Here is a 15,836-nt window from a genome sequence, read left to right as displayed (position 1 = left end):
CAATAAAATTGCTGGTACGCACCCGCTTAACGTACCGCTACGGGATAGGTATTGAGCCAGTTTTTCACCGCACCAATCATGCCGGCATGATTGCCCGCACTGGCGAGCACGATCTGGCTCATGTTTTTAAAATCGGGTAGCAAAACCTTATCCACCGCAGCGCACAGCTCGGCCAGAAACACCGGGCCACGCGCGGTGATGCCACCGCCAATCACCAGCCGCTCCGGGTTGAGTGCATAGATCAAATTGGCCAGCCCTGTCGCCAGAAAGGCAAACCATTGATCAACGACCTGGCTAATTTGCGCGTCACCCTGATCGTACAGGGCAAAAATGGCGCGACCATCGAGCGAGCGGCCCGTATCCAGCGCCTGCACCCGATGCTGCAAGCCGCGCATGGACGCGTAGTCTTCCCAGATCAGGCCATCGACCAGCATATAGCCCCATTCGCCTGCGGCTGCACGGTGACCTCGGTAAATGCGGTCATTAATGACAATGCCGCCGCCGATGCCGGTGCCGATGGCAACGGCAATATAGTTTTCCACGCCTTGTGCCGCGCCGCGCCAACCTTCAGCAATCGCAACGCAATTAACGTCATTATCAATCGCCACAGGCAATTGCAAGGCCGCTTCCAGCTCGGCTTTGACTTGCGTGCCGGTGTAGCCATCAATCGCTTCGGCTGCGCCAAGTACAGCGCCGTTTTTAGCGTCAATCAGCCCAAAACTGCTGATCGCTATCCCGGCGGGCTGATAGGCCGCCTTGAGTGGCTCGGCCAGCGCAATCAGCACCTTGAGCAGACCCGCGCCACCGTCCAGCTTGGGCGTGTCACATAGCTCGGCAGACAATACCTGCCCGGTTTCATCCACGATGCCGTATTTGATTTGCGTACCGCCAATATCAAAAGCAATTAGATTCATCTTTTACCTCAAACCTGCCCGATAACGTGAGCACGAGCCCAGTCAATCGGCGTTTTATTGTGTTCGGCCAGATAGGCATTTGCGGCAGAAAAATGGCCGCAGCCCAGAAAACCCCGATACGCCGACAAGGGCGATGGATGCGCCGATTTGAGCACGCAATGCTGTGATTCATCAATCAGGGCTACCCGCTTCTGCGCATGCGCGCCCCATAATACAAAAACAAGATTGCGCTGCGTGTGTGCCAGATGCTCGATGACCGCATTGGTAATCACCTCCCAACCCAGCTTGCCGTGCGATCCGGCACAATCAGCACGCACAGTCAGCGAGGTATTAAGCAATAAAACGCCCTGCTCTGCCCAGCCAGCCAGATTGCCATGCTGCGGCGGCGTCAGGCCAAAATCGCGCGCCAGTTCCTGCCAGATATTGCGCAAAGATGGCGGCGTTTTCACGCCATGCGGCACAGAAAAAGCCAGCCCGTGCGCTTCGCCTGCGCCGTGATAAGGGTCTTGCCCCAGAATGACCACTTTCACCTGCGCTGGAGACAAGGTCGCCAGCGCATTAAACCAGCACTCACGCGGAGGGAAAATCTGCTGCTCAGTGATTTCCTGCGCCAGATAGCGCTCCAGACTGGCGATTTTGGGGTGGGATAATGCTTGAGCGAGTGGCGCCTGCCAGTCAGCAGGAATCAATGACGACAAATTCATGGTTGGGTCTGTTTCGCTAATTGAATGGCACGCCGGTGATAGCGGAATACCGTTTGTTCAAACTGGTCTTGCAACTGCGGGCTATTGAAGATCAGCTCGGCCACGCACAAAGCCCCCTGCTCATCAGGCTGCACCGCACAGATTCGGGCCTGAATGCCCAGCACCAGCGGAAAACGGGTAGAAAACGCCAGGCGGATCAGCCCTTGTTCACCCAGCTGCGGTGCAGTGCAGGTCTGCCAGGCCAGCCGGGATAAACCAACCGTCAGCGCCTGCGCTGCTGGCAGTTGCATAGTCTGGCTTCTGGCCAGCCAGAGCAAGAGCAAATCCTGCCTCGCTTGCGCCAGCTCAATCGATTCGCTGTTTTGCTCAAAATCAGCCAGCACCAGCAAGTAACGAATGGCTTCCCATTCATCACTACCACAATCATGTACGCCGCCGTCTTGCGCCTGCCAGCAAAAAGGCAAGCTTGCGGAAAATGCCGGACCTGAGATGGGATTGATCACACGCAAACAGACCTCAATAGTTTTGGGCGATTATATCGTTGAAAAAGTGCTTTCGGGGGCGGATTCAACGAGTAAATGCGAAGAGCGAACCTGAAATAGTTCACAGCACTGATGTTATGACTAAAATGCAATACCAACACAACCGAGTCCAATAATTATGCCAACCTTCCGCCTTGCCGCACTGCTCTGTAGCAGCGTGTTTTTATTCCCCGGTATATCACTGGCCAGCAGCGCCAGCACCACCAATCACGGCAAGACCAAGCATGCCGCACCGCATGATCCATCACACTGGGGCTACGAAGGCAGCACAGGGGCCGAGCACTGGGGCAATATGAAACCTGAATTTGCTCTGTGCAAATCGGGCACCCAGCAATCACCCATCAATATCAGCGAAGTGTATTCGCAGTCACTCGATAAGCTGCAGTTTGACTACCAGCCCAGCAAACTGAATATCCAAAACAATGGGCACACGATTCAGCTCAATTACGATCCGGGCAGTTTTTTGATGGTGGGCCAGGATAAATATCAGCTGCTGCAATTTCACTTTCACACGCCAAGCGAAGAGGCCGTAGGCGGCAAGCGTTATCCTATGGTTGCGCATATGGTGCACAGGAATGATGCGGGCCAATTGGCCGTGGTCGCCGTACTGATCAATCAGGGCAAGAGCGAGCATGCGCTGATTCGACAATTCTGGGCCAAATTGCCAGGTGAGCACTATGAAACGCGGATTTTTGACCAGAACAAGTACAGTGCGGCCAATCTGCTGCCGGGCAATCAGGCCTACTGGACCTTCATGGGTTCATTAACCACCCCGCCGTGCACTGAAGGCGTACGCTGGTTTGTTTTAAAGCAGCCCATTCATCTGTCAGCCCAGCAAATCAGCCGCTTCAAGCGGGAATTTGCAATGAATGCCCGCCCCTTGCAAAGTTTGTTTGAACGGGCCGTTATCGATAGCGGCCAATAAATCAACGGGGTAGGTCAGCCTAGGCCAGACCTACCCTGTACTGGGCAATCAGAACTCTTCCCAATGTTCGTCCTGAGCCGAATGATGCGCCAGTGCACCTTGCGAGGACACAGGGCGTGCTGCCGAATCTCTCTTGCTTGCAGGGGACTTCGATTGGCTTGATGGCGCAAGCCGAGCGACGTTGCGCCTAGCTACAACGGCAGGTCGAGCCCCTGGCAAAGCAATCGACTGAGCGTGGTTTAATTTAAAGACACTGACTGCCTCGGCCAGCAGTTGTGCCTGCTCTTCCAGCGACTCGGCTGCGGCAGAAGCTTCTTCCACCAGCGCCGCATTTTGCTGTGTCACCTCGTCCATCTGGATAATCGCCTGATTGATCTGGCCGATACCTGCGCTTTGCTCGGCCGACGCAGCAGAAATCTCGCCCATGATGTCGGTCACGCGCTTGATACTGCTCTCGATCTCGCTCATGGTGCTTCCGGCCTCGGCAACCAGTTTGGCGCCACCTTCTACCTTGGAAACCGAATCGCCAATCAGATTTTTAATTTCTTTGGCCGCTAGCGCCGAGCGTTGCGCCAGATTTCTGACCTCAGCCGCCACCACCGCAAAACCGCGACCTTGCTCACCTGCGCGTGCGGCCTCGACTGCGGCATTGAGCGCCAGAATATTGGTTTGAAAGGCGATGCCGTCGATCACGCTAATAATGTCGACAATCTTGCGTGAGGAATCATTAATCGAGCTCATGGTTTCCACCACCTTGCTCACTACCTCGCCACCCTTGGTCGCTACATCAGAAGAAGTACGCGCCAGCTGGCTGGCTACAATGGCGTTTTCCGCATTCTGCTTCACGGTGCTGGTCAGCTCTTCCATGCTGGAAGCCGTTTCTTCAAGGCTGGCCGCCTGCGCTTCCGTCCTACGTGACAAGTCACTATTTCCAAGTGAAATTTCTTTGGCCGCCGCATTAATCGACGCACCGGACGCCTGAATCTCGCTCACTAAACGCTGCAGGTTTTCTACCGTGGCATTGACCCCTTGCTTGGTTTCGCCAAACAGTCCCGGATAATCCTTGTTGATGGTCTGTGTCAAATCACCAGCGGCCAAAGCATTGGCGATCCGCATCACATCGCGCAAACCGGTATCGGTAACTTCGGAGAGCTGGTTAAGCAGCTCGGACAAACGCCGTGTATAGCCTTGTTTATCGCTCAAATCGATTTTGCGGCTGAAGTCCCCCTGCATGGCGGCGGCTTCGACGACTTGCTCGATTTGCGCCACCACTTTGCGTAAAGCCTCAACGGTTGCATTCACCCCATGACGGGTCTCACCGAACAAACCGGGGTATTCTTTGGTAATCGACTGGCTCAGATCGCCCGCTGCCAGCGCATTGGACACCCGCAAGACGTCGTTGAAACCCAGATCGCAAGTGCTAATCAGCTGGTTCAGATCATCAATCATGGCTTTGAACATGAACTGATATTTGTTGGCGTCGGCCCGCGGGCTGAAATCACCGCGCGAGCCTGACTCAGCCAGCAGCTTCACATCGCTGCTAATGGCCAGCAGCGATGCTTTAACCTGATCAATCGCGGCTGTAATCTGTGCTTTATCGCCAGGCAATCTATCCATATCCGGCTGGAAATTGCCACGCGCGTACTCGCCGATGATCTGGACGACTTTCATTTTGACCGCGATATGCGCATTAACCAGCTTGTTGATCTGCTCGGCCATCATGGCAAACTGGCCATTAAATTTGCCAGCATCCATCTGCACCTTGATCCAGCCTTGCTCGTGCTGATCGGCCATCAATTGTTGCTCGACAATAAAGGCGCGAATGGTGTCCTGCATTTGCTTCATCGCATACATCACACTGGCTTTATCATGCTCCTGCAGCGAAATCTGATTGTCTACGCGGCCATTGGCCACCGCCAGCGCCACCGCAGCGGCCTGAGCTGGCTCGCCGCCCAGTTGCTTCATCAAGGCGCGTACAATCAGCCAGGCGACCAGCACCGACAACAGGACGGCCACCAAACCCAGCGCCATAATCTGCCATTTGGCCGCCTCACCTACTTTTTCGGTTTCTTCGCCAGCCGTATTCATGGCCTTGGACTGAAAGCTAATCAACTCATGCAAGGCTTCAACATAAGCCTTAAAGCTGGTCGCCAGATCAGCGGTAATAAATGCCCCCGCCTGCTCTTTCTCCCCTGCTTTGATCATCTCCAGATAGCGCTCCAGGTTTTTGACATAGGCAGCGCGTATCTCAAGGACACTGGCGATCATGGCTTTTTCCTGCTCATTGCTGGCGTTTTTTTCCAGCTCTGCATAACCGGCGCTCAGTTTGGCACGGTATTGCGTGACGTTATCCAGCTGCTGCTGCACATCACGTTCGTTACCCATAATCAGCATATTGCGATTGCTGATGGCGACCTGACTCAGGGTGTTGATCAATTCATAGGTCGCCACCACCTTGGGGTAGCGCTCATGCACCAGCTTGTCGACCGTCGTATTGAGTGTATTGAGCCGGTTGATCGACATCAGCCCGATCAGTAAAAGCAATACAATCACCACACCAAAACCCAGCCCCAGCTGGGTTGACACCTTCATAGACCGAGTGCCAGACATTGCACACCTCCAAGATAGCCCGACGAAAAAACCCGCTTCCCCGCGTGCAATATTTATTGCCGCACGAAAGTTATTTAGGCACATGAACACAGCCTTTGCTGACAATCAGGTTAATTAATTTGATCCAAGGCATAAAAACCCCATTCCAGACTGGCAAATAGCGAGGATCTGCCTCCACACCCTGGGCCGTGTTTTAAGGCAAGACTGCACGCAACGATCCCAAATAGAGATCAAGGGTATATGCCCATAACTCAATTGAATCAGTTGCTGCAACAAAATACCCTACCACCAACAGTCACTCCACGCGTAAATCCATGCCATCGCCGTGCTGCTTGCGCTATGCTTTAGCCATCAACCCCTTTCGGGAACGGGTCAGGGCTATGAAACCGATCTATAAAATCCTGTTTACACTCGGCGGCGTGCTGGCGCTGCTACTGGGCTTGATTGGCATTGTGTTGCCGGGGCTGCCGACGACGCCTTTTATTTTGCTGGCGGCGTATTGTTTTGCCAAAGGCTCGCAACGTCTGCATCAACGCCTGCTCGATCACCCTTGGTGCGGCGCACTGATCCGCGACTGGGAGCAACACCGCAGCCTGCCGCTGCGGCTGAAATATTTGGCCATCGGCCTGATGCTGCTGATGTCCGGCCTGTCGATCTGGCAACTATCGAGTCAGCCACTGGCTCAGGTCTCCATCCTGGCCGTCGCCTTAATTGGTGCATTGACCGTGATCCGTATCCCTACCCGCAGCAGCACAGCCGGACAAACGAACAGGCCATAGCCCCCGCTTGTGCAAAGCGCTGCGCCGCAGCTACCCACAATGCGCTGCGCAAAAACCGGCCAGCCTTGTAAGATAATGGTTTTATCCTCGGCCCAAGCTGATGTCCCCCAAAGCCTTTCTACCTGCCTTACCCCCAACTCACCGCAAAGAATGCCTGCTTGGCGCGCTAGGTGCCGCACTGGGGCTGATCGGCACCGAGCTACTGTGCCAATGGTTGCTAGGCGTGCGACCGCACTGGCTGATTGCCCCGATGGGCGCATCGGCCGTGCTGCTCTTTGCTGCGCCCGCCAGCCCCCTGGCGCAACCCTGGTCGCTGATTGTCGGCAATCTATTGTCTGCGCTGGTTGGCGTTAGTTGTGCGATGCTGATCGACAATATGGCGCTGGCCTCGGGCGTGGCCGTCATGCTGGCGATTGCCCTGATGTTGCTAACACGCAGCCTGCACCCGCCCGGCGGCGCGGTGGCCTTGAGCGCGGTCATTGGCGGCCCCGAGATCAGCTCGCTGGCCTTTCAGTATGTACTGGCACCGGTAGCGATCAATTCTGCCCTGCTGCTGCTGATTGCATTGCTGTATAGCCGGCTGGCTGGGCGACGCTACCCAAATTACACCCCGCCACCAGCGCCGCACCATACCAGCGATCCACTACCCAGCCAGCGGGTGGGCACGAGCGAGGAAGATATTGCCTACGCGCTTGAACAACAGGAACAGTTACTCGATATCAGCCCGCAAGACTTGCAGCACATCCTGCAGGACGCACAACGCCACGCCCGGCAACAGAATTTGAGAGAGCTGCGCTGCGCCGATGTCATGTCCCGCTCCATCATCAGCATCGATGTCCAAAACAGCGGCAGCGACGCCTGGCAGAAGCTGGCTTTTCATCGCGTGCAGGCGCTGCCGGTTGTAGGCAGCGCAGAAAAACTGGTCGGGATCGTCACTTTGCACAACCTGATGGTAGACCCGCACACCCAGCAGGCGCGCTCCAGCCAACAAATGAGCCAGCCTTTGGCCAAGCTGATGACTCGCGCAGTCCACACCGCTGCGCCCCAGCAGGCCTTGCTCGAACTGGTTCCGCTGTTTTCCGACGGCGGCGTGCATCATCTGCCGGTGGTGGCAGACGGCGAGCTGGTCGGCATGATTGCCCAATCGGACATGATTGCCGTGCTGGCTCAATATGCCGCCCGTGATACCGAAAGCACGCTTACCGAGTAATTGATCTGACCAAAGTCGAGAAAACAACAACGGCGCCCAAGGCGCCGTTGTTGCGTAATCATCCAGCAAAGTGAATGACTGGATCGCTATTGACTGGAACGCTGTTGCGCGGCCAATCGACCGCGTTACTGGCCGCTACAACCGCAACCTCCGCTGCCGCAACCTTCACCCGCCGCAGCCTGTGCAGGATGGATGGAAAAATCAATCACCACCGCCTGCGCGTCACGCTGCAAATACGTCGCCTTCACCTGGCCCGCGTAGCGCTGCTCGATTTGCGCCAGCAGCGGCAAGGGGTCGTGATCGTTCACAAAGCGCATCGTTTCACCCTCAGAAAGCGACTCAAGCGCGCCGAAAATCGCCGCATGACGAAAGCGTTTAGCAACGCCACGCGCATCAAAACCATAGACACCATCCAGAGTGACGTGAGAGCTTGCACATGAAGACATACTTATTTCCTTTTATTGGCGGGTATATCGCTGCAGATCAATGATGAAAGTATCTTCAGCCATATACCCTATAGATTAATCAAACCTGATTTTTAGCCAAGCGAGCATCAGGAACAGCCACGGTTTGGCTGCGGTCTTTGCCCAGCAGACGAATCGCAAACAGCGCCAGATACAACACACCCACTGCAAATACGATGTCACCCGGTACGCGCAACCACACCAGCGTTTCCATGACGGACGAATGGATGATTTCAGCCGAGCGCGCATACCACAATCCATGCTCAACACTCGCCGCGGCCTGATAAATCCCGGCTGGCAGCAGCGACATAAACACCATCATAAAGAGGCCGATATTCATGCTCCAGAACGCGGGCTTGAGCAGGCCATCGTTCCATTTCGCCGCTGGTGCCAGGCCACGCAGGCAGAACAGCATCAAGCCGATCCCCAACATGCCGTACACCCCGAACAGCGCAGCGTGGCCGTGCGCCGCAGTCATATTCAGCCCTTGCACGTAGTACAACGCAATCGGCGGATTAATGGCAAAGCCGAGCAGGCCAGCACCGACGCAATTCCAGAAGCCCACCGCAACAAAGCACATAATGGCCCAACGATATTTCTCCACCCATGGCGTTGCGCGGGTATGGCGATAAGTGTGATACGCCTCGGCGGCAATCAGCGCCAGCGGTACAACTTCGAGCGCCGAGAACATCGCGCCAACTGCAATGACCGAAGTCGGTGAACCGGTGAAATACAGATGATGCAAAGTGCCCAAGATGCCGCCAAACAGGAACACTATCGTTTCCAGCACAATCGCACGATTGGCCGACGCAGTACGCACTAGCCCCAGACGGCTCAGCAGCAAGGCAATCACGGCAGTGGCGAATACTTCGAAGAAACCTTCAACCCACAGGTGCACCAGCCACCAGCGCCAGTATTCGATCATCGCGTAGTGCGTTTTTTGCCCCCAAACTAGCGAAGATGCGTAGAACAGGCCAATACAGACCGCAGAAATAAACACCATCGCGATCAAGCCCTGAGACTCGGACGGTTTACGCAGCGCAGGCCACAGACCACGCCCCAGCAAGGTGGCCCAGATCAACAGACCGACAAACAGCAGAATCTGCCATACGCGACCCATACTGGTGTACTCCAGACCCTGATTACCCAGCCAGAAGCTGTATTCAGTGCCCAGGCGTTGCAGCGTACCGATCCAACCGGTGGCAATCGAGCCGACCACAATCAGTAGCAAGGCATAAAACAGTGCATCGGTGCCCAGCTTCTGAAATTTCGGCTCTTTGCCGCCCAGTACCGGCGCCAAAAACAAGCCCGTTGCCAGCCAGGCCGTTGCAATCCACAACACACCCAGCTGCGTATGAATTGTGCGGCTCACGGTAAACGGCAGGGCTTCAGCCAGTGGGATACCAAAGAAACTGCCGCCTTCCACCTGATAATGCGCCGAAACAATCCCCATGCCGACCTGCGCCAACAGCAAACCGATCACGACATAGAAATACTTGAACGTGGCCTTCATCGACGGCGTGAGTTGCAAGGCAATCAATGGGTCTTTATCCGGACAAACGGCGGGCTCTTCGCTGCGTTGCATATTGTGAAACAGCACCATCGCCGCAATCCCGGCAATCAGCAGAATCACACTGGCAATCGACCATAGGCCAGTCTCGGTCGTTGGCGTGTTGTCGACCAGAGGCTCGTGCGGCCAGTTGCTGGTGTACGAAATATGGCTTTCACCCGGGCGATTGGCCGCCGCCGCCCACGCTGACCAGAAGAAGAATGCCGGTAGCGCTTTCAGATCGTCGGCGTCTTTAATCGAACCAGCAATCATTGCGTATTGCTCGCGCAATTTATCCTGCGCCGGATCGGTGCCAAACAGGCTTTCATAATGCTGCGCCACCTGCTGCATCGCCAAGGCACGCTCAGCCTGTATTGTCACCGTATCTTTGGCCGCATCGTAGGTATTGGTCCGCATCACCGATACCACGCGCACGTCAATCGGTGCCTGCTCTTCGCGGCTTAATTGTTCGTAATCTTTTTTGTACTGCTGCTGCGCCCAGATATTGCGCAGCGCCAGCACTTCACGATGCAACCAGTCGGCTGACCAATCCGGTGCCAGATAGCTGCCATGCCCCCAGACTGAACCGACTTGCTGGCCACCTGCAGACAGCCAGGCTTGCTGACCACGCTGGATTTGCTCGCCGGTGTAAAGCAGTTGCCCATTGCTGGCGATGATGTGTTGCGGAATCGGTGGTTTGTCGAGGTAGATTTCCCTGCCCAGCCAGCCCAAAGCGGCAAAAGACAGGAAAAACACAATCGCAAGCCAGCGCCAGAGGTTGCGCGTTTTTTGCATGATGATTCTCCGTGAAGGTGAAAAAAGCAGCACAGCTGTTAATGTGCATATTACATGCATGTTTTAATAATATGCAAATAAAATACATATTAAAAACCAGATGCAAAGCCCGTCTACCTCTAAAGAAATACAGCAGAAACGCAAACTGAAACGAAATCAATAAAGCCCACACCAATAGTCGACGCTAAGCGGTTTCGCTGCGTTCAGCGTCATGGATGAAACTGAATAAAAACGAGTGGTGATTGCTAGCAGCCAGAGCGGACTTATTGCTCTGCAATCGCAACGCCAGCCGGACGCAGCGTAATGACAAAAATGGCGTTGAGTTCATCCGGCTTGTTGATCAGATCGGCCAGCGTGTAGCGATCAAGTACCGCATACATGGCTTGCAGTGCTTCATGCAAAACATGCTTGAGCCTGCAAACGCTGACGATATTGCAATGATTGTGCTCGCGGTCAAAACACTCGACCATCGGGCTATCGGCCTCGCACAGGCGCACCAGCGCGCCCACGCCGATTTGCGCTGCCGGGCGCGCCAGCCGCATGCCGCCGCCTTTGCCGCGCATGGTGTCAATAAACCCCTGCCGGGACAGATAATTGACTACTTTCATCAGATGATTGTCCGAGATGGCATAGGCCTGGGCAATCTCGCCACGCGTCACCACCCCACCGTCCTTGATCGCCACATAAATCAAGGTGCGCAGGCAATAATCGGTAAAAACATTCAGCCGCATCACATTCTCGCCAATGAAGTCATATTTAGGATACATATTACTGCAATTGCCGTCCTGCGGCGCTGGCAATCGTGCGCCTTAGCTAGCGAGCGAAACGGAACAAGATGGGCGCCCTACCTCCAAAGCCTACCTCCAAAGTAGCTCACTGACGCAGATCAATATCGTGTGCGCCAGCCCGCTTTAGCCTGTACAGACGCAAAATTGCCTGCACACACCCGCAAGAGGCCCCCCATGAGCATTACCAGCACACTGCAGAATCAGCACCGCCACTGTGACCAATATCTGGCACAGGCCGAATCAGCGGCGCGAGCGGCGCAATGGGCGCGCTGCCGCGAGGCCAGCGCAGAATTTATTCAAGCGACCGAGGCGCATTTTGCGCTGGAAGAAGACGCACTGTTTCCTGCGTTTGAGCAAGCCAGCGGCCTCATTGGCGGGCCAACTCAGGTCATGCGGCAGGAGCACGCCCAGGCGCGCGAATTGATGCGCGCACTGCAAGAGGCCGCCGTCCGGCAGGATACCGATGACTACCTTGGCTGCGCCGAGACCTTGCTGTTACTGCTGCAGCAACACAATATGAAAGAGGAAAACATTCTGTACCCGATGTGTGATCGCAGCATTCCCGACTTTGCTGCCCAACTTGGATAGTCCGTCATGCATGCCCTGATTGACTTGCGCCAGCTGGCGCCACCCGAACCGATCGAGCGTATTTTGCACTGGCTCGATACCGCCGAGCCGGGGCAAATCGGCTTATTCCATTTGCCGCATGTGCCCTACCCGCTGTACGAGCATTTGCATATGCGCCCTTGCCACTGGGAATGTGACAAACAGGCCGATGGCTCGGCGATTCTGCAACTCGTTCGCGACCAATAAACCAATAAGCACTCAGGAAACGCTCAATCACACGCCGCCATGTTCCAGCCCGAATTCAGCCTGCCATTGAGCACCCCTTTGCGTTTTTTTCGCGCTGCGCCTTGCTGGCTGCTACTGGCGTCGCTAGTCGCGCTAGGATTGCCGCCCGAGGCGTGGCAAGCGCGCTTCTCGCCCGCCATGCTGGCCTTGACCCATCTGCTGATGCTCGGTTTTGCTGGCAACATCATGCTGGGGGCTTTGCTGCAAGTCTGCGCCGTGCTGACGGGCGTACGCGCTCACCCCACCAGTGCAATCGTGCTCTGGCTGGCGCTACAAACCGGCACCGGCTTGCTCGCCTGGGGCTTGTGGCATATGCAGATGATTGTTTTGCAGCTGGCTGCGCTGATTTTGCTGGCGGCTTTACTGGGGCTCACGCTCTGGCTGCTGGCGTCACTGCTGCTGCGCTCGGCGTTGCAGCAACACAGCCCGCTGCTCTGGCCAATTCTGGGCTTATTACTGCTGGCGCTCAGCGGCGGCCTACTGGTGAGCCTACTCAGCACCGGCCAGCCCGCGCTGGCGCTGAACGATTTGCTGCGCGCGCATATTGTGCTGGGCAGCACAGCCTGGCTGAGCGGGCTGATTATCGTCGTCGGCTTTACGGTGATCCCGATGTTTCTGGTCGCCCCGGCCTGGCCACGATGGCTGGTGCAAATCCTGCCCGGTCTTATTTTTGCGCTCGCCTTCGCCAGCGCGATTGACGCGCGAGCCTTGTACTTACTGGGTTTGCCGGTAGTGCTGTGGTATGCAGGCTTGCTGCGTGTACTGCACCAAAGCCAGCGCCGCGCCGACCCCACCCGCGCACTCTGGGCCTGGGGCGGAATCAATCTATTGCTACCCTTGATGTGTGTGCCATGGCTGGAGCACGGCAGCGCTCACTGGCCAGCAGCGACGCCCGTTTTGCTGGCGGCCTACTGGCTGCTGGCTGGGGTGCTGCCCATCATCACCGCCATGCTGGCCAAAATTATCCCTTTTCTGCTGTGGATGGATTATCGGCTTGAACAGCCCAGCGGTGGCCGCTTGCGGCATATGGGGCAGCTGTTTCCCGAGCGCTGGCTGCGCAGACTGAGCTATGGGGTGTTTTTGATGGGTATTGTATTGTGGCCTTTATCCAGCACTAGCTTCAAGGCAATACCTCTGATGCTGATGATCTACGCGCTGGCGCTGGCGTATTGCCTGGAGAGAAGTATCCGCATCCGGCGGCAAGCCAGTTAACGCGGATAGATGGCACCGAGCACGCGCTCGCCGCGTGCGCCGGTGACAGCGGGCAGATTGCCGCTCAGACCCGCCTTGCAGCGCATTGCCAGCCAGGCAAAGGCAAACGCTTCCACCCAGGAAGGGTCCAGCCCCAGCATCGCCGTGCTTTGCGCCCGGCAAGACAGATGCACATTCAGCCGCTGCATCAGGTGCAGATTGTAGGCACCGCCACCGCAGACAAAGACCTCGTCGGCCTTGCCCAACTGCGCGATAGCGCGGGCAATGCTGATTGCGGTCAGCTCGCACAAAGTAGCCTGCACATCGGCCGGATCAAGCACTGCGCCCATGTGCGCAAGCTGCGCATCCAGCCATTGCGCGTGAAACAGATCGCGCCCGGTTGATTTGGGTGCTGGCAGTGCAAAGTAGGGTTCGGATAAAAATTGCGCCAGCAAAGGCGTATGCACTTTGCCCGACTGCGCCCACGCCCCCAGCGCGTCGTAGGGGCGGGATTGATGGCGGTCGATCCACAGATCGAGCAATACATTGCCCGGACCACTATCAAAGCCGCTAACCAGACCATCAGCGCCCAGCCAGCTTAGATTGGCAATGCCGCCAATATTGAGCACCACCCGGTTGATGGCAGGCGCAGCGAACAGGTCGGCATGAAATGCGGGCACCAGCGGCGCGCCCTGCCCGCCAGCGGCCACATCGCGGCTGCGAAAATCACCGACCACCTCTATGCCGGTATATTCCGCCAGCAAAGCGTGGTTGCCGATTTGCAGCGTATACCCCTGCTCGGGTCGGTGACGAATCGTCTGGCCATGATTGCCGATCGCCTGCACTTCGGCGGCCGACACGCCGCACTGATCAAGCAAACGGGCCACCACTTCGGCACTCGCAGCGCTGTGCGCGTTGGCCGCCAGCTGGGCCAGATGCAGCTCATTGGGCGAGGCCGATTGCAATTGCAACAGACTGGCGCGCAAATCGATCGGCATCGGCATACTGTGGCTGGCAATCAGCCGCGCTGGCTGCGCAGAAAAATCGACCAGCACCGCATCAATGCCATCCAGGCTGGTGCCAGTCATCAAGCCGATAAAATAGCTGGGCTGCTTTGCAATCGTCATGGTGCGCCTTGGCCGAATGGCCTTATTCAAGTTGCGCTAATTCTACCTGTCCTGCCAGAGAAAGTTGACGTTTCATGCTGCGCGCCAGCGGCGCAAAGGCTTGCAATTCGGGTACCGAGAGTTTTTTGCCTTGCGGCAGCGCCACGGTAAGCGGGTCGACCTGCTCGCCATTGATTTTGAATTCGTAATGCAGATGCGGGCCGGTTACGCGGCCAGTTTGCCCTACCGCGCCAATTACCTGCCCCTGGCTGACGGTCTGACCTTCTTTCAAGCCTTTGGCAAAGGCCGACAAATGGGCGTACAGCGTACTGTACTTGCCGTCGTGCTTGATCTCGATAAAGTTGCCATAGCCCGCGTCAGTGGCCAGGCGGGTAATCACACCATCGGCAGTGGCCTGCACTTCGGTGCCGGTGGGCGCGGCATAATCCACGCCACGATGCTGCTTCCACGTAAAGAGCACCGGATGAAAGCGCATGGCAAAGCCCGAGCTGATGCGCGAAAACTTAACCGGCGTGCTGATAAAGCCCTGCTTAAGGCTGCTGCCATCGAGCGCGTAATAATCACCGCCGCCCTTGCCATCGGCAAACCACATTGCCTCGTGCACATTGCCCTTATTGATAAACTGCGCAGCGATAATCCGCCCCGGCTTGATCATGCTGCCCTGATGCACTTCGGTCTCGTAAATCACCGAAAACTGATCGCCCTTTTGCAAGGTGTGGTGAAAATCAACCCGGCTGGCAAACAGATCAATCAGCTGCTGCGTAATGGCATCGGGAATATCGGCGGCATCGGTCGCGGCAAAGAAGGAGCTATTAATCCGGCCTGACTTCATCACCGTTTGCGTTTGCGTGCTCACCGGGCCACTGCTGGCGCTTAGATAATTACCCTCACGAACGATCTGCACTTCTTCGCCGTTATTGGTGACATAGCTCAGCTGGCTCACATCGCCCACCGCATTGCTGCTGGCGTGCAAAATGCGCCCCGGGCTGAGCTCGAACAGCTTGCGCGCAGTCTCGTCGCTTTTGATAAATTGCTGCAACTGGCTATCGACCACGCCCATTCGCGCCAGCACCCGACCAATGGTGTCACCGCTGCGAATCACTTCCAGATGGCTGCGCGGGCTGATTGTTTCGGCCTGGGTGCTCAACACCGGCGTAGCCAGCGTTTCACTCACGACGCTGACATTGGCCTGCGTTTGCGGGCCAAACTCAACGACGCCATAGGCCGTTAGCGTCATGCCCAGCGGCAAAATCAGCGCAGCAGCCAGCCATTGCAAATGCTGACGCTGCCAGGCGGCGAAACGGCGCGGGCGTGAAACAGAAGACAAATCCCGGGCGTGGGATGCGGCGCTTTGCGGTAAAATAGGCGTCATGCAGGTTCTCGATT

Annotated in this window: 15 protein-coding genes; 6 read left to right on the top strand and 9 right to left on the bottom strand. The window is 56.5% G+C overall.

The genetic code is table 11. From position 1 onward, the window contains the following. Positions 1-26: 26 nt before the first annotated feature. From ABHF33_RS16205 to ABHF33_RS16195, 3 genes are read right to left on the bottom strand one after another with little or no spacing between them, the layout of a single operon-like run. Entirely contained in the window at positions 27-914 is an 888-nt protein-coding gene (locus ABHF33_RS16205) for an ROK family protein (RefSeq protein ID WP_348944919.1), read from the bottom strand. A gap of 8 nt (positions 915-922) precedes the next feature. Continuing rightward, the gene (ung, locus tag ABHF33_RS16200) at positions 923-1,618 is read right to left on the bottom strand and encodes a uracil-DNA glycosylase (RefSeq protein WP_348944918.1); all 696 of its coding nucleotides are present in this window, start codon (positions 1,616-1,618) and stop codon (positions 923-925) included. Further along, entirely contained in the window at positions 1,615-2,121 is a 507-nt protein-coding gene (locus ABHF33_RS16195; RefSeq protein WP_348944917.1) for a hypothetical protein, read from the bottom strand. The genes ung and ABHF33_RS16195 overlap by 4 nt, the downstream gene beginning before the upstream one ends. A 157-nt stretch (positions 2,122-2,278) precedes the next feature. On the opposite strand from ABHF33_RS16195, the gene ABHF33_RS16190 reads away from it, so the two are divergent. Next, positions 2,279-3,085, top strand: coding sequence for a carbonic anhydrase (locus tag ABHF33_RS16190; RefSeq protein ID WP_348944916.1), 807 nt, complete (start codon positions 2,279-2,281; stop codon positions 3,083-3,085). Positions 3,086-3,133: 48 nt separating this feature from the next. On the opposite strand, the gene ABHF33_RS16185 is transcribed toward ABHF33_RS16190, so the two are convergent. After that, positions 3,134-5,695: a methyl-accepting chemotaxis protein gene (locus tag ABHF33_RS16185; RefSeq protein WP_348944915.1), complete on the bottom strand. Its 2,562-nt coding sequence runs from the start codon at positions 5,693-5,695 to the stop codon at positions 3,134-3,136. 380 nt (positions 5,696-6,075) lie between these two features. Between ABHF33_RS16185 and ABHF33_RS16180 the strand changes: the two genes are divergently transcribed. Continuing rightward, entirely contained in the window at positions 6,076-6,474 is a 399-nt protein-coding gene (locus ABHF33_RS16180) for a YbaN family protein (RefSeq protein WP_348944914.1), read from the top strand. A 100-nt stretch (positions 6,475-6,574) separates the two neighbouring features. Then, on the top strand, positions 6,575-7,684 hold the full coding sequence (locus ABHF33_RS16175; RefSeq protein ID WP_348944913.1) for an HPP family protein: 1,110 nt from the start codon (positions 6,575-6,577) through the stop codon (positions 7,682-7,684). A 125-nt stretch (positions 7,685-7,809) separates the two neighbouring features. On the opposite strand, the gene ABHF33_RS16170 is transcribed toward ABHF33_RS16175, so the two are convergent. From ABHF33_RS16170 to ABHF33_RS16160, 3 genes are all read right to left on the bottom strand, one after another. Then, positions 7,810-8,130 (bottom strand): DUF2249 domain-containing protein, encoded by a 321-nt coding sequence (locus tag ABHF33_RS16170; protein ID WP_348944912.1) that lies wholly within the window; start codon positions 8,128-8,130, stop codon positions 7,810-7,812. 79 nt (positions 8,131-8,209) lie between these two features. Further along, the gene (locus ABHF33_RS16165; protein ID WP_348944911.1) at positions 8,210-10,492 is read right to left on the bottom strand and encodes a nitric-oxide reductase large subunit; all 2,283 of its coding nucleotides are present in this window, start codon (positions 10,490-10,492) and stop codon (positions 8,210-8,212) included. Positions 10,493-10,755: 263 nt separating this feature from the next. Then, complete coding sequence (locus ABHF33_RS16160) at positions 10,756-11,259, bottom strand: RrF2 family transcriptional regulator (protein ID WP_348944910.1); 504 nt, start codon at positions 11,257-11,259, stop codon at positions 10,756-10,758. Positions 11,260-11,454: 195 nt separating this feature from the next. Between ABHF33_RS16160 and ABHF33_RS16155 the strand changes: the two genes are divergently transcribed. From ABHF33_RS16155 to ABHF33_RS16145, 3 genes are read left to right on the top strand one after another with little or no spacing between them, the layout of a single operon-like run. Beyond that, positions 11,455-11,868, top strand: coding sequence for a hemerythrin domain-containing protein (locus tag ABHF33_RS16155; RefSeq protein WP_348944909.1), 414 nt, complete (start codon positions 11,455-11,457; stop codon positions 11,866-11,868). A 6-nt stretch (positions 11,869-11,874) separates the two neighbouring features. Next, positions 11,875-12,093: a DUF2249 domain-containing protein gene (locus ABHF33_RS16150; RefSeq protein WP_348944908.1), complete on the top strand. Its 219-nt coding sequence runs from the start codon at positions 11,875-11,877 to the stop codon at positions 12,091-12,093. A 39-nt stretch (positions 12,094-12,132) separates the two neighbouring features. Beyond that, positions 12,133-13,344 carry a hypothetical protein gene (locus ABHF33_RS16145; protein ID WP_348944907.1) on the top strand — a complete coding sequence of 404 codons (1,212 nt, stop codon included), beginning with the start codon at positions 12,133-12,135 and terminating at the stop codon, positions 13,342-13,344. On the opposite strand, the gene ABHF33_RS16140 is transcribed toward ABHF33_RS16145, so the two are convergent. Further along, positions 13,341-14,450, bottom strand: coding sequence for an anhydro-N-acetylmuramic acid kinase (locus ABHF33_RS16140; protein WP_348944906.1), 1,110 nt, complete (start codon positions 14,448-14,450; stop codon positions 13,341-13,343). The two genes, ABHF33_RS16145 and ABHF33_RS16140, sit on opposite strands and share 4 nt — an antisense overlap. Positions 14,451-14,472: 22 nt before the next feature. Beyond that, positions 14,473-15,822, bottom strand: a complete 1,350-nt coding sequence (locus tag ABHF33_RS16135) for a M23 family metallopeptidase (RefSeq protein WP_348944905.1) — start codon at positions 15,820-15,822, stop codon at positions 14,473-14,475. Positions 15,823-15,836 lie beyond the last annotated feature (14 nt).

This window comes from Chitinibacter sp. FCG-7, assembly GCF_040047665.1.
Lineage (GTDB): Bacteria > Pseudomonadota > Gammaproteobacteria > Burkholderiales > Chitinibacteraceae > Chitinibacter > Chitinibacter mangrovi.
This window is presented reverse-complemented; position numbering and strand designations above follow the sequence as displayed.

What these genes read in the sequence shown, in the direction of transcription:
- ABHF33_RS16150 (WP_348944908.1), top strand. Translation starts at nt 11,875, where the DNA reads ATGCATGCCCTGATTGACTTGCGCCAGCTGGCGCCACCCGAACCGATC.
- ABHF33_RS16170 (WP_348944912.1), bottom strand. Translation starts at nt 8,130, where the DNA reads ATGTCTTCATGTGCAAGCTCTCACGTCACTCTGGATGGTGTCTATGGT.
- ung (WP_348944918.1), bottom strand. Translation starts at nt 1,618, where the DNA reads ATGAATTTGTCGTCATTGATTCCTGCTGACTGGCAGGCGCCACTCGCT.
- ABHF33_RS16160 (WP_348944910.1), bottom strand. Translation starts at nt 11,259, where the DNA reads ATGTATCCTAAATATGACTTCATTGGCGAGAATGTGATGCGGCTGAAT.
- ABHF33_RS16175 (WP_348944913.1), top strand. Translation starts at nt 6,575, where the DNA reads ATGTCCCCCAAAGCCTTTCTACCTGCCTTACCCCCAACTCACCGCAAA.
- ABHF33_RS16140 (WP_348944906.1), bottom strand. Translation starts at nt 14,450, where the DNA reads ATGACGATTGCAAAGCAGCCCAGCTATTTTATCGGCTTGATGACTGGC.
- ABHF33_RS16145 (WP_348944907.1), top strand. Translation starts at nt 12,133, where the DNA reads ATGTTCCAGCCCGAATTCAGCCTGCCATTGAGCACCCCTTTGCGTTTT.
- ABHF33_RS16185 (WP_348944915.1), bottom strand. Translation starts at nt 5,695, where the DNA reads ATGTCTGGCACTCGGTCTATGAAGGTGTCAACCCAGCTGGGGCTGGGT.
- ABHF33_RS16190 (WP_348944916.1), top strand. Translation starts at nt 2,279, where the DNA reads ATGCCAACCTTCCGCCTTGCCGCACTGCTCTGTAGCAGCGTGTTTTTA.
- ABHF33_RS16155 (WP_348944909.1), top strand. Translation starts at nt 11,455, where the DNA reads ATGAGCATTACCAGCACACTGCAGAATCAGCACCGCCACTGTGACCAA.
- ABHF33_RS16180 (WP_348944914.1), top strand. Translation starts at nt 6,076, where the DNA reads ATGAAACCGATCTATAAAATCCTGTTTACACTCGGCGGCGTGCTGGCG.
- ABHF33_RS16205 (WP_348944919.1), bottom strand. Translation starts at nt 914, where the DNA reads ATGAATCTAATTGCTTTTGATATTGGCGGTACGCAAATCAAATACGGC.
- ABHF33_RS16165 (WP_348944911.1), bottom strand. Translation starts at nt 10,492, where the DNA reads ATGCAAAAAACGCGCAACCTCTGGCGCTGGCTTGCGATTGTGTTTTTC.
- ABHF33_RS16135 (WP_348944905.1), bottom strand. Translation starts at nt 15,822, where the DNA reads ATGACGCCTATTTTACCGCAAAGCGCCGCATCCCACGCCCGGGATTTG.